The organism is Kitasatospora sp. NPDC023120, assembly GCF_055560835.1.
Genome location: NZ_JBVHHY010000001.1, coordinates 117,843 through 130,033, shown reverse-complemented (window position 1 = coordinate 130,033; position 12,191 = coordinate 117,843). Strand labels below are relative to the sequence as shown.

At 73.5% G+C, this 12,191-nt stretch carries 12 protein-coding genes; 3 read left to right on the top strand and 9 right to left on the bottom strand.

Annotated features, from left to right (window positions below; genetic code table 11):
- The first annotated feature begins 10 nt into the window (after positions 1–10).
- Both ACZ3TI_RS00675 and ACZ3TI_RS00670 read left to right on the top strand, forming a co-directional pair.
- Positions 11–454 carry a hypothetical protein gene (locus tag ACZ3TI_RS00675; RefSeq protein WP_465721867.1) on the top strand — a complete coding sequence of 148 codons (444 nt, stop codon included), beginning with the start codon at positions 11–13 and terminating at the stop codon, positions 452–454.
- A gap of 45 nt (positions 455–499) precedes the next feature.
- Entirely contained in the window at positions 500–1,345 is an 846-nt protein-coding gene (locus ACZ3TI_RS00670) for a nucleotidyltransferase family protein (protein WP_465721865.1), read from the top strand.
- 160 nt (positions 1,346–1,505) lie between these two features.
- On the opposite strand, the gene ACZ3TI_RS00665 is transcribed toward ACZ3TI_RS00670, so the two are convergent.
- The 7 genes from ACZ3TI_RS00665 to ACZ3TI_RS00635 form a co-directional block, all read right to left on the bottom strand.
- Positions 1,506–3,164 carry a DoxX family membrane protein gene (locus ACZ3TI_RS00665; RefSeq protein ID WP_465721863.1) on the bottom strand — a complete coding sequence of 553 codons (1,659 nt, stop codon included), beginning with the start codon at positions 3,162–3,164 and terminating at the stop codon, positions 1,506–1,508.
- A 204-nt stretch (positions 3,165–3,368) separates the two neighbouring features.
- Positions 3,369–4,361 (bottom strand): 23S rRNA (guanosine(2251)-2'-O)-methyltransferase RlmB, encoded by a 993-nt coding sequence (gene rlmB / locus ACZ3TI_RS00660; protein ID WP_465721861.1) that lies wholly within the window; start codon positions 4,359–4,361, stop codon positions 3,369–3,371.
- 138 nt (positions 4,362–4,499) lie between these two features.
- The gene (gene cysS / locus ACZ3TI_RS00655) at positions 4,500–5,894 is read right to left on the bottom strand and encodes a cysteine--tRNA ligase (RefSeq protein ID WP_465721859.1); all 1,395 of its coding nucleotides are present in this window, start codon (positions 5,892–5,894) and stop codon (positions 4,500–4,502) included.
- A 130-nt stretch (positions 5,895–6,024) separates the two neighbouring features.
- Positions 6,025–6,420 (bottom strand): PPOX class F420-dependent oxidoreductase, encoded by a 396-nt coding sequence (locus tag ACZ3TI_RS00650; RefSeq protein WP_465721857.1) that lies wholly within the window; start codon positions 6,418–6,420, stop codon positions 6,025–6,027.
- Between the two features lie 177 nt (positions 6,421–6,597).
- Entirely contained in the window at positions 6,598–7,116 is a 519-nt protein-coding gene (ispF, locus tag ACZ3TI_RS00645) for a 2-C-methyl-D-erythritol 2,4-cyclodiphosphate synthase (RefSeq protein WP_465721855.1), read from the bottom strand.
- Positions 7,106–7,831 (bottom strand): 2-C-methyl-D-erythritol 4-phosphate cytidylyltransferase, encoded by a 726-nt coding sequence (gene ispD / locus ACZ3TI_RS00640; protein WP_465721853.1) that lies wholly within the window; start codon positions 7,829–7,831, stop codon positions 7,106–7,108. The genes ispF and ispD overlap by 11 nt, the downstream gene beginning before the upstream one ends.
- A 328-nt stretch (positions 7,832–8,159) precedes the next feature.
- Positions 8,160–8,642, bottom strand: a complete 483-nt coding sequence (locus tag ACZ3TI_RS00635) for a CarD family transcriptional regulator (protein ID WP_014136563.1) — start codon at positions 8,640–8,642, stop codon at positions 8,160–8,162.
- A gap of 427 nt (positions 8,643–9,069) precedes the next feature.
- Here ACZ3TI_RS00635 and ACZ3TI_RS00630 point away from each other — a divergent pair, with 427 nt between their 5' ends.
- On the top strand, positions 9,070–9,747 hold the full coding sequence (locus ACZ3TI_RS00630) for a DUF461 domain-containing protein (protein ID WP_465721851.1): 678 nt from the start codon (positions 9,070–9,072) through the stop codon (positions 9,745–9,747).
- A 117-nt stretch (positions 9,748–9,864) separates the two neighbouring features.
- Here the strand turns inward: ACZ3TI_RS00630 and phoP are convergent, their stop codons facing one another.
- Positions 9,865–10,560 (bottom strand): two-component system response regulator PhoP, encoded by a 696-nt coding sequence (gene phoP / locus ACZ3TI_RS00625; protein WP_189915892.1) that lies wholly within the window; start codon positions 10,558–10,560, stop codon positions 9,865–9,867.
- Between the two features lie 2 nt (positions 10,561–10,562).
- Positions 10,563–11,981, bottom strand: coding sequence for a sensor histidine kinase (locus ACZ3TI_RS00620; protein WP_465721849.1), 1,419 nt, complete (start codon positions 11,979–11,981; stop codon positions 10,563–10,565).
- Between the last annotated feature and the right edge of the window lie 210 nt (positions 11,982–12,191).

Genomic DNA, 12,191 nt, shown 5'->3' with positions numbered 1-12,191 from the left:
TCTCCTGAGGGTGAAGCAGCTTGTGCGCCGTATCGGCCAGACCGTCGCCCTGACCCTGCCGGTCGTCCTGGTGACCACCGGCACCCTCGCCGTGACCCGGGTCCCGTGGGCCCCGCCGACCGGGCTCGACCAGCAGGTCGTGGCGGCGTCCAGCGGCGACGGCGCCGGGATCGGGCGCTCCGACACCGCGGCCAAGGCCGCCGACGGGCTCGCCCCGCAGGAGTCCCTGCGGGTGGCCCTGCTGGACGAGTTGCGGGCGAAGAACCCGTCCGCCGCGCTGGACCTGCTGGAGCGCTCGATGCGCGAGCAGCCGTCCCTGACGCCGTACTGCACCTCGCTGGCCACCGAGTTGGGCAAGGCCGCGGTGCGCAAGTACCAGGGCGACGTCCAGCGGGCCCGCTCTTTCGCCCGCCCGGTCTGCGACGGGGCGTTCGCGGCGGGCGTGGTGGGCTGACGCAAGCCCGGGTCACGGCCGGGTCGGCGGGCCTATTGTTCAGGCATGACCGCTGACTCCGGCCCCACTGCCGACCTCGCGTCCCCCAACTCCCAGCAGTCCCCCGGCTTCTCGCAGCCCCAGAGCGCCACGCAGCCCCAGAGCGCAGCGAAGCCCCGGCCGACCTCGACGCCCGTCACCCAGGCCGTGATCCTGGCCGGCGGCCAGGGCTCCCGGCTGCGCCCCTACACGGACGACCGCCCGAAGCCGCTGGTCGAGATCCCGGGGACGGGCACGCCGATCCTCGGCCACCAGCTGGCCTGGCTCGCCTCCGAGGGCGTCACCGACGTCGTCGTCTCCTGCGGGCACCTCGCCGACGTGCTGGAGGAGTGGCTGGACAAGGCGGACCTGCCGCTGCGGGTGCGCACGGTGGTCGAGGCGGAGCCGCTCGGCCGCGGCGGCGGGCTCAAGTACGCGGCCAAGGCGCTGCCCCGCCCGGACGAGCCGTGGTACGCCACCAACGGGGACATCTGGACCCGCTTCAGCCTGCGCGACATGGCCGCCTTCCACCACGAGCGGGACGCCGTCGCGACGCTCGCGCTGGCCCGGCCGCGGATCCCGTGGGGAGCCGTCGAGACCGACCAGTTCGGCAACGTGCTGGACTTCATCGAGGCGCCGCCCTCGCCGTTCCTGATCAACGCCGGCCTGTACGTGTTCAGCCCGGAGTTCGCCGACCTGCTGCCGGACGTGGGCGACCACGAGCGCACCACCTTCCCCCAACTCGCCCGCGGCAAGCGGCTGGCGGGCTACCAGCTGCCGCAGGGCGTGTACTGGCGCGCGATCGACACCGCCAAGGACCTCACCGAGGCCGCCAAGGAACTCGCCGCCGCCACGGGCCGCGCACCGCAGTAGAACGCACCGCAGAACGCACCGCAGTGGACCGCACCCCGGCAGCCACCGCGACAACCGGAACGCCGGTCGGCCGGGTGCTCCCCCACGGAGCACCCGGCCGACCGGTGTGTCAGCGCCCTGAGGCCGTTCCCTGAGCCCTGAGGCCGCCCTCGGGCCGCCCTCAGGTCGCCGTCGGGGCCCCCGGCCGGGAGGAGGAGCGCCCGCCGGACAGGTCGGCCAGCGGCGCGCTGCCCAGCACCCCGCCGAGCAGCCCGGAGCCGGAGGGCGGGCTGGGCTTGGGCGCCGAGCCCGAGCCGCCGGGGCCCGGGGTGCCGCGCTGGGCGGGCGCGGAGCCGCCCGAGCCGGCGGACGGGGCGGCGGGGGCCGGGGAGGCACCCGCCCCGGTCTCCGACTTGCCGGAGTGCTTGCCGCTCGGGGTCGGGGTGGCCGGCTTGGAGGCCGGTGTGGTGGCGCCCGGCGTCGGGGTGGTCGGACGCGGGGCGGCGGGCGAGGGCGAGGTGGACGGGCCCTTGCCCCCCGGGGCGCCGGACGGGCTGCCGGACGGCCAGACCGGGGTGCCGAAGTCGGTGGCCGGACGGGTCGGCGCCTGGTGTGCGCGGGCGCCGGTGCGGACGGCGGCGCCGAGCATCGAGCCGAGCAGCAGGGTCAGGCCGACGACGACCGTGGTGACCACGGCGCCCCGGCGCAGCACCCGGCGGCGCAGCGCTCCGGAGGCGTCGGCGCCGAACCGCCGCCAGGCCTCCAGGTTGAGCCGCCCGTCCAGGGAGGCGAACGGCGCCCCGGCGATCAGCAGCGGGCTCCAGGCCGCGAGGAAGATCAGGTCGGGCGTGTCGTAGACCGGTACGGCCCGCCAGCTGACGGTGAACAGCAGGGCGGCGGAGAGCGCCATCGCCGCCCCGGCCGCGAGCCGCTGCCAGAGGCCGAGGACGGTCAGCACGCCGACCACGATCTCGGTGAAGGACACCACCAGACCGGCGCCCACCGGGTGCGCCATGGCGAAGGCCAGCAGCGGCTCGGCGACCTTCCAGGGGTGCAGCGAGGAGAGCCAGCGCATCATCGAGCCGCGCTCGCCGCCGTCGAAGTACACCGGGTCGCAGAGCTTGCTGAACCCGGCGTAGACCGAGAGCGAGCCGAGGACGGCGCGCAGCGGCAGCAGCACCAGGCCGAGGTCGACGCGGCGGCCGGGGTACCAGGGCTGCTTGCCCTCGGCGTCGACGGCGGAGACCTCGGGCAGCTCGCCGCTCGGGGTCCAGCCGTGCGGCTCGCCGACCGGACCGACGCCCGCGTCGGTGGCGGTGCCGCTGCCCTCGCGGGGCTGGCGCGGGACGGTCCGGGCGCCCGCGAGCGGCGGGATCACCTGGGTCTCCGCCTCGGCCAGGCCGATGCCACCGCGCCCCGGGGCGCCGCCCTGGCGGACCGCCTCCAGCAGCTGGGTGGCCGCGAGGTCCCCGGGGGGTGCCTGGCCGGTCCAGGTGACGGTGGTGACCCGGCCCTTGCGGCGCGGCCCGCCACCGGCCCCGGCACCCGCGAGCGCCGGGACGGCGGAGGCCGGGACAACGACCTGCGGGGTGACCAGCGGACGACGGATCAGGCCCTGGTTGGCGTACGGGTCGCCGAACGCGGCTCCGGTGGACAGCAGTCCGGCCGGGGCCTCGATCAGCGGCGCCACCGGCGCGCCGAGCCGGAGCCGGAAGCTCGCCTGGGTGCTGCTGAGCCGCGCGGGGTCCGACTCCACCTTGACGGTGTTGAGACCGGGGCCCGCGTCTATCCCGGTGCTGCCGCCGCCGAACAGGGGGCGCCGAGGTGTTCTGGTGTCCACGCCCGTCTAACCGGGTGACGGGCGCTTAGGACACTCTCCCGGGTGGATGTCCGGCGCACACTTGAAGTGATCATGAAAAAAGCGATCGGACCCGGTCGGGCCCGATCGCCTTTCACTCGGACTGCGGACAATTCGGAAGACCGCCTGCGCCCCGCCCGTCGGACGTGCTCAGCGCTCGGCGGACGTCACCGCGCCGCAGCCGCCTCAGCGCTTGGCGCGCAGCCGGGCGGCCTCGTACAGCACGATGCCCGCCGCGACACCGGCGTTCAGCGACTCGGTCAGGCCGGACATCGGGATCCGCACCCGCATGTCGCAGGTCTCCGAGACCAGCCGGGACAGGCCCTTGCCCTCGCTGCCCGCGACGACCACGACCGGGCCGGTCAGCAGCTCCAGGTCGCCCAGCTCGGCCTCGCCGTCGGCGGCCAGGCCGACCACCATCAGGCCGGCCTTCTGGTACGCCTCCAGGGCGCGGGTCAGGTTGGTGGCCCGGGCGACGGGCAGTCGGGCCGCGGCGCCGGAGGAGGTCTTCCAGGCACCGGCGGTCATGCCGGCCGCGCGACGCTCGGGGATGACCACGCCGTGCGCGCCGAAGGCGGCGGCGGAGCGGACCACGGCGCCGAGGTTGCGCGAGTCGGTGACCCCGTCCAGCGCGATGATCAGCGCGTCCTGGCCCGCGTCGGCGGCGTCCGCCAGCAGGTCCTCGGGGTGCGCGTACTCGTACGGCGGCACCTGGAGCACCAGGCCCTGGTGGTTGAGCCCGCCGGTCATCTGGTCCAGCTGCGGGCGCGGGGCCTCCATCAGCGGGATGCCGCGGTCGTTGGCGGCCTGGAAGGCGTCGCGCACGCGGTCGTCGGTGTCGATGAACTGCTGGACGTACAGCGCGGTGGCCGGGACGTCGCCCTGCAGGGCCTCGACCACCGAGTTGCGGCCGAAGACCAGCTCGGCGCTGCCCGCGCCGCCGCGGCCGCCCCGACCGCCGCCGCCGGCCCGGCGCATGCCGGCCCGGGCCTTGGCGTCCCGCTCGCGCTTGAGCGCCGCGTTGGCGGCCCGCTGCTTGGGGTGGCCCTTGCGCTCCTCGCCGGGAGGGGTCGGGCCCTTGCCCTGGAGCGCCTTCCGGCTGTGCCCGCCGGTACCGACAGACGCACCCTTCTTCGATCCGGGGTTGCGGCGGTTCCTGCGCTGGCTGTTGCCGGCCATGGCTGTACTTCCTGTCTGTCCGGCACGCCCTGGCCGCCCCGGTCTCTGTCCGGCGGCGGCCGACGGCATGCGTACGTCATGCGGGAGGGCCGCACCGGTCCGGTACGGCCCACCCATCACCCCGATCGTCAGATGGGGTTACTGGCTGTTGATCGTCCAGCGGGGGCCGGACGGGGTGTCCTCGATCGCCAGCCCGGACAGTCCGAGCTGGTCGCGGATGGCATCCGCGGTGGCGAAGTCCTTGCGCTCGCGCGCTGCCTGCCGCTGGTCCAGGACCAGTCGGACGAGCGAGTCGACCACACCGTGGAGGTCCTCGCCGCGGTCCGTCCCGGCCCAGTGCGGGTCGAGCGGGTCGAGGCCCAGTACTCCGAGCATCGCACGGACCTCGGCCAGTCGCGCCACCACGCTCTCCTTGTCGTCCGCGTTCAGGGCGCTGTTGCCCTGGCGGACGGCGGTGTGCACGACGGCCAGCGCCTGCGGCACGCCGAAGTCGTCGTCCATCGCCTCGGCGAAGGCCGGCGGCACCTCGGGCGCCGCGTCGACCGTGCCGCAGCGCTCGACGGCGCGCTGGACGAAGCCCTCGATCCGGCCGAAGCCGGCCTCGGCCTCGCGCAGCGACTCCTCGCTGTACTCGATCATCGAGCGGTAGTGCGGGGCCGCCAGGTAGTACCGGAGCACGATCGGGCGCCAGGCCCGGACCATCTCGGAGACCAGCACCGAGTTGCCGAGCGACTTGCTCATCTTCTCGCCGGCCATGGTGACCCAGGCGTTGTGCACCCAGAAGTTGGCGAAGTCGTCGCCGTAGGCCTTGGACTGGGCGATCTCGTTCTCGTGGTGCGGGAAGATCAGGTCCAGCCCGCCGCCGTGGATGTCGAAGGCCGCGCCCAGGTACTTGTGGGCCATCGCCGAGCACTCCAGGTGCCAGCCCGGACGGCCGCGGCCCCACGGGGTCTCCCAGCTCGGCTCGCCGGGCTTGGTGGCCTTCCACATCGCGAAGTCGCGCTGGTCCCGCTTGCCGGTCTCGCCCTCGCCGCTCGGCTGGCGCAGGTCCTCGAGCTTCTGGTTGGAGAGCTCGAGGTAGTCCGGGTAGGACTTCACGTCGAAGTAGACGTTGCCGTCGGCGGCGTAGGCGTGGCCCTTCTCGATGAGCCTCTGCATCATCTCGATCATCTCGGGGATGTGCCCGGTGGCCCGCGGCTCGACGGTCGGCGCCAGGCAGCCGAGCGCGGTGTAGCCGTCGTTGAACGCGCGCTCGTTCTCGTAGGCGATCTGCCACCACGGCGTGCCGAGCTCGCGCTCCTTGGCGATGATCTTGTCGTCGATGTCGGTGACGTTCCGGGCGAAGGTCACCTGGTAGCCGCGGTAGGCGAACCACCGCTGCATGATGTCGAAGTTGAGCCCGGACCGGATGTGCCCGATGTGAGGCGCCGACTGGACGGTAGCGCCGCACAGGTAGATCGAGACACAACCCGGTACAAGCGGGACGAAGTCGCGTACCTGGCGGGTGCTGGTGTCGTACAGACGAATGCTCACAGCGTCAAGCGTAGTGGGCGGCGGGGGGTGCCCCGCCACATTCCCCGGGACAACGCTGTTGTGATCCCGGGGAACGGCAGGTCACGGGCGGATGGATCCTGAGGCTGCCGACCACCTTGCGCGGGCGGACTCAGATGCTGCCGACCACCTTGCGCGGGCTGAGCCGCACGATCACCCGGACGTCCTCCGGGCCGTCCCAGGTGTACTTGTCCACCCCGCGGTACTTGGCGGCCAGCTCGTCGATCAGCGCCCGGCCGCCCTCGGTGGTCATGGTGACCTCCCCGCGCGCCTCCAGGTACTCGTACGGGCTGTCCGCCGGGTTGAGCAGGATCGAGACGCGCGGGTCCCGCACCAGGTTGAGGTGCTTGCGGCGGCCCTCGACGGTGGAGAACAGGATGTCGTCGCCGTCCCGCTTGACCCAGACCACCGAGGACTGGGGGCTGCCGTCGGGCTGGATCGTGGAGACCACGGCGAAGCTCTTGCCGTCGATCAACGCCTTGGCACGGTCGGAGAGTTGGGCGGTCATCTGGCGAACCTCATCTCGTCGGCGGCGGTAACGGCCCGAGCGGGAGCCCCCGGCGCGGGCCCGAAGCCGAACAGTAACGACCCGGGCCCTCGCACCACCCGATGAACACCCGTCAGGCGCGGATTCTTCCCGGCCCGCTCACCTCACCGGCCCACCGGCCCGACGCCGCCCCCGGGCTCAACGCCGCTCGTACACCAGGGCGGTGGCGATCGCGGCCAGGCCCTCCGCCCGGCCGGTCAGGCCCAGCCCGTCGGTGGTGGTGCCGGAGACGGACACCGGGGCGCCGGCCGCCTCCGAGAGCGCGGCCTGCGCCTCGGCCCGCCGCTTGCCGATCTTCGGCCGGACGCCGATGACCTGGACGGCGATGTTGCCGATCTCGAAGCCGGCCTCGCGGACCAGCCGGGCCGCCTCGCCGAGCAGCTTCACCCCGGAGGCGCCGGCCCACTCCGGGCGGTCGGTGCCGAAGTGCGCGCCCAGGTCGCCGATCCCGGCGGCCGAGAACAGCGCGTCGCAGGCGGCGTGCGCGGCCACGTCGGCGTCCGAGTGCCCGGAGAGCCCGACCCCGGCGTCCGGCCACTCCAGCCCGGCCACCCAGAGCGGGCGGCCGGCCTCGAAGGCGTGCACGTCGGTGCCGATCCCGACCCGGGGGATCACGGGGATCGACGGGTCGGCGGGAATCTGCGGGTCAGTAGGCATCGGCGGCCCTCCGGCGGGCGAGTACGGCCTCGGCGAGCACGAGGTCCAGCGGACGGGTGACCTTGAACGCCTCCTCGTGGCCGGGAACCACGACGACCCGGCCGCCGTAGCGCTCGACCAGCCCGGCGTCGTCGGTGACCGGCGGCGCGTCGGCGGTGCCGGCGCTCTCCTCGGCCAGCGCCTTGGCGTGCACCTCGACCAGGGCGGCCCGGTCGAAGCCCTGCGGGGTCTGCACCGCGCGCAGGGTGGACCGCTCGGGCGTGTCGAGCACCGGCTCGGGGCCGCCCGGGTTCGGCTCGACCCGCTTCACGGTGTCGGCCAGCGGCACCGCGGGCACCACGGCGCGCGCCCCGGCCCGGACGGCGGCCGCGACGGCGTCCACCACCTCCACCGGGACGAGCGGGCGGGCCGCGTCGTGCACCAGGACGATCTCCACGTCCTCCGGGATCGCGGCCAGGCCCAGCCGCACCGACTCCTGGCGGGTCGCGCCGCCGGCCACCACGCGGACGTCCTTGCCGTCCAGCCCGTGGCTGTCCAGCAGGGCGGCCACCTCGGCCACCCCGTCGGCGGGTGCGGCGACCACGACCAGGCCCACGGCTCGACTGCGGGCGAGGGCCCGGACGGCGTGCACCAGGAGCGGCACACCGCCCAGCTCCCGCAGGGCCTTCGGGGCTCCGGGCCCCAGGCGCTCACCGCGTCCGGCGGCGGGCACCACTGCTGCTGCGACTGCTCCTGACGCGTTCAGGTTTCACTCCTTCGGCGAAGTGGGTATGGCCATGGCGTGCCCGGCGGGCGCACCGGGCCCCTTCCGAAGAACCACGGTCCACTGCCCGCCGCACAGCTCCGCGAAGCCCGCAGAACATGCGGGTGCGGAAACGGTCTGGCAGGCTCGGACCGGCTCGGGTGGGGGCGTCGTCCGGACACGCCTCAGCGCCCGAAGTGCCACTGCACCACTCCCGGACGGTTCGTCCGAGGAGCGGCGCGCCGGCACCGGGCGCTGTGAGCGTTGGGCGGCAGCCCGACCGCATGCGGTGACGCGTGCGTTACGAGGCGAGGACCTCGTCGAGCAGCGTTTCCGCCTTGTCCTCGTTGGTGTTCTCCGCCAGCGCGAGCTCGCTGACGAGGATCTGGCGCGCCTTCGCGAGCATCCGCTTCTCGCCGGCCGAGAGGCCGCGCTCGCGCTCGCGACGCCAGAGGTCGCGCACAACCTCGGCGACCTTGATAACGTCGCCCGAGGCGAGCTTCTCCAGGTTCGCCTTGTAGCGACGGGACCAGTTGGTCGGCTCTTCCGTGTACGGTGCGCGCAGCACCTCGAAGACCCGGTCCAGACCCTCCTGGCCGACTACATCGCGCACGCCGACGAACTCCGCGTTCTCGGCGGGCACGCGGAGCGTCAGGTCTCCCTGCTGCACCTTGAGCACCAGGTAGGTCTTGTCCACACCTTTGATCTGGCGAGTTTCGATGGCCTCGATCAGCGCGGCCCCGTGATGGGGGTAGACCACCGTGTCGCCAACCTTGAACGTCATGTGACAGGACCCCTTCCGTGGCTTTCCAGAATAACATGCTTCTCGGCGCACCCGAAGGGCGTTTTCGCAGGTCAGGGCAGGTCTCGGGGCTTGACAAGCACCCCCATCACGTGCTGCGACCGGTGTTCGAGAGGGGCTTCCCGCAGGTCGGAGGCGGTTCCGGGGTTCGACGAAACCCTTGCGCAACACCCCGGCAGCCATGATTGGATCTTGAGCTTTCACCCCTTTTCCGGTCGCGACCCAATCGTTATTCGATCTTGGTCGAAGCTTGTCCGCGCTGTGACCGGGACATGGCGGGTGTACCGCCGGACGGCCCCCGGCGGCCCTCGGGAGTGCGACACGGGGACCACCCCGTGAGGAGCGCATAAGTGAGGTCGATAATCTGAGACCTGACCTACCGACACGTGACCTAGGAGAAGCCGCCGCCGTGAGCCGCAGCCTTCGACGCGGCAGCATCGCCGCCATCGCCGCCATCGCCATCGCCTCGCTGTCCTCCTGCGCCGCCGGCAACACGCCGGACACCCTGCAGATCAAGCCGGACAACGCGGCGGCAACCCTCGGGACGAACCTTCGGCTCAACAACATCGTGATCGTCACCGGAGAGGGCACCTCCGGCGACTACAAGGGCCCCGCCAACGTGGTCGTGAACATCGCGAACACCGCGGACATCCCGGCGGAGCTCCAGTCCGTCACCGTCGACACCTCCGCCGCCACCTTCGCGGACGCCGCGGGCGCCCCGCTGGCGAGCATCGTCATCCCGGCCGGCGGCTCGGTCGCGATCGGTGGCCAGGGCAACCCGACCGCGAGCGTCGCCAACGCCTCCGTCCACGTCGGCGGCTTCGCGCCCACCACCTTCACCTTCAAGGACGGCCAGAAGGTCGAGGCCCAGGCCGGCGTGAGCCCGGACGGCAAGGGCCTGTACAAGGGCTTCGGCCCGACCCCGTCGGCGAGCACCACGCCCGCCAAGAGCTCCTCCCCCACCCCGGCCGCCCCGACCGCGGGTGCCACCACCCCCGGTGCCACCCCCACCCCGGGCGTCCCGGCCACCGGCACCACCGTCCCGGTCGGCGGCACCACCGCCCCGGCCACCCCGGCCGCGCACTGACGCCGCACCCCGCCGTACCCCGCCTCCGGCGGGCCTCCGGGCCCGCCGGGAGCAACGCGAAGGCCCCCTCCGGCTGCTGCCGGCGGGGGCCTTCCGCGCACCCGGGGTGCCCGCGGTCTACGGCTCGAACTTGTAGCCCAGGCCGCGGACGGTGACCAGGTAGCGCGGCGCGCCCGGGTCCGGCTCGATCTTGGCCCGCAGGCGCTTCACGTGGACGTCCAGGGTCTTGGTGTCGCCGACGTAGTCCGCGCCCCAGACCCGGTCGATCAGCTGCATGCGGGTGAGCACCCGGCCGGCGTTGCGCAGCAGCATCTCCAGCAGGTCGAACTCCTTGAGCGGCAGGTCGACCTTGGCGCCGTCCACCGTCACCACGTGGCGGTCCACGTCCATCCGGACCGGTCCCGCCTCGAGGGCGCCCGGGCCGTTGCCGTTCTCGCCCGCGCCGCCGTCCTCGCCGCGGCGGCGCAGCACCGCGCGGATCCGGGCGACCAACTCGCGGGTGGAGTACGGCTTGGTCACGTAGTCGTCAGCGCCTATCTCCAGCCCGACGACCTTGTCGATCTCGCTGTCCTTGGCGGTCACCATGATCACCGGGACGTTGGACCGCACCCGGAGCTGGCGGCAGACCTCGGTGCCGGGCAGGCCCGGCAGCATCAGGTCGAGCAGGACGAGGTCCGCGCCGTTGCGTTCGAACTGCTCCAGCGCGTCGGGGCCGGTGGCGGCGACGGCCACCTCGAAGCCCTCCTTGCGGAGCATGTACGAGAGGGCGTCGCTGAACGACTCCTCGTCCTCGACCACCAGTACTCGGGTCACGATCAGGCCTCCGGGGCAAGCTGAGAAGTTGTGTCTGACAGGTGTTGTTCCCGCTCCCCGGCGGGGAGCGAACGGTCGGTACGGTCCCTGCGGTCCGTGCGGTCCGTGGTGAGGGTTCGGGGTGCCGCGGCGGGGCCGGCGGCGTCCGGCACGTGGTCCGGCTCGTCGTAGGTCCCGTCGACGTCGTCGTCGGCGTCGTCGTCGGCGGGCGCCTGTCCCGCGGGCAGGCGGAGGGTGAAGGTCGAACCCTGCCCCTCGACGCTCCACACCGAGACGGTGCCGCCGTGCGAGGCGGCGACGTGCTTGACGATGGAGAGGCCGAGGCCGGTGCCGCCGGTGGCCCGGGAGCGGGCCGGGTCGACGCGGTAGAAGCGTTCGAAGACCCGCTCGCGGTCCTTCTCGGAGATGCCGATGCCCTGGTCGGTGACCGAGATCTCGATGAGCTCGCCGTCCGCCTCGCCGAGCGCGGCGGCGCTGGAGATCCGGCGGGTGGCGATCGCCACCCGGGTGCGGGGCGGGCTGTAGTTGACGGCGTTCTCGACCAGGTTGCCGAGCGCGGCGGCGAGCTGGCCGCGGTTGCCGTGCAGGTAGAGGCCGGCGATGCCGCCCGCCGCGATGAGGATCTGCTTGGCGGCGGCCTGCTGGCGGCAGCGGTCGATCGCCTCGGCGATCAGCTCGTCCACCGCGACCGGCTCCGGATCGACCATCAGGCGGTCGTCCTGGACCCGGGAGAGGTCGATGATCTCCTGGACGAGGCTGGCCAGCCGGGCGGCCTCGACCTGCATCCGGCCGGCGAAGCGCTGCACCGCCTCCGGGTCGTCGGACGCGTCGACGACCGCCTCGGAGAGCAGTGACAGGGCGCCGACCGGGGTCTTGAGCTCATGGCTCACGTTGGCCACGAAGTCCCGGCGGACGGCTTCCACGCGGCGCCGCTCGGTCTGGTCCTCGACCAGCACCAGCACCAGCCGGGAGCCCAGCGGGGCGACCCGTACGGAGACCGCGAGCGGCTCGGCCGCGCGGGCCGCGCCCGGTCGGGGCACCTCCAGCTCGACCTGGCGGATCTCGCCGTCCCGGCGGGTGGCGCGGGCCAGCGCGAGCATCTGGTCCACCGCGACCGCACCGCCGCGCACCAGGCCCATCGCGTACGCCGCCGAGCTGGCCTTGACCACCTCGTCGCCCTCGCCCAGCACGATCGCGCAGGAGCGCAGCACGGAGAGCACGGTGTCGACCCCGGGCGGCAGCGGGGGCTCGGGGTTGCCGGTGGCCGGTGCCTGGTACCGGCCGTGGTTCCTGCCGCCGGTGCCGCTGTACCTGCCCCTGGCCTGCTCGCGCTCGCTCCAGCGGAAGGCGATGGAGGCGGTGAGGCCGACGCCGAGCCCGGCAATGGCGCAGGCAGCGGCGGCGGCCACGTTCACGTCCATGTGGCCAGCGTAAGCGCATGGCCAGGCCACTCCCCAAGGGCTGGATCAAGGCATCGACCGCGCGTTGCCGAGAATTCACCTTCACGTGGCTGCCGATTCACCGTAGCGGCCGTGCACCGTCGCCCTGACGGCGGAGAGTTGGCCGAGCAGCCCGTGTGGGAGAGACCGGTGTGCCGAAACGCGGCCACCGGGCTCGGGTGTGCGCGTACG

What these genes read in the sequence shown, in the direction of transcription:
- ACZ3TI_RS00670 (WP_465721865.1), top strand. Translation starts at nt 500, where the DNA reads ATGACCGCTGACTCCGGCCCCACTGCCGACCTCGCGTCCCCCAACTCC.
- rlmB (WP_465721861.1), bottom strand. Translation starts at nt 4,361, where the DNA reads ATGGCCGGCAACAGCCAGCGCAGGAACCGCCGCAACCCCGGATCGAAG.
- ACZ3TI_RS00650 (WP_465721857.1), bottom strand. Translation starts at nt 6,420, where the DNA reads ATGACCGCCCAACTCTCCGACCGTGCCAAGGCGTTGATCGACGGCAAG.
- ispF (WP_465721855.1), bottom strand. Translation starts at nt 7,116, where the DNA reads ATGCCTACTGACCCGCAGATTCCCGCCGACCCGTCGATCCCCGTGATC.
- ACZ3TI_RS00635 (WP_014136563.1), bottom strand. Translation starts at nt 8,642, where the DNA reads ATGACGTTCAAGGTTGGCGACACGGTGGTCTACCCCCATCACGGGGCC.
- ACZ3TI_RS00620 (WP_465721849.1), bottom strand. Translation starts at nt 11,981, where the DNA reads ATGGACGTGAACGTGGCCGCCGCCGCTGCCTGCGCCATTGCCGGGCTC.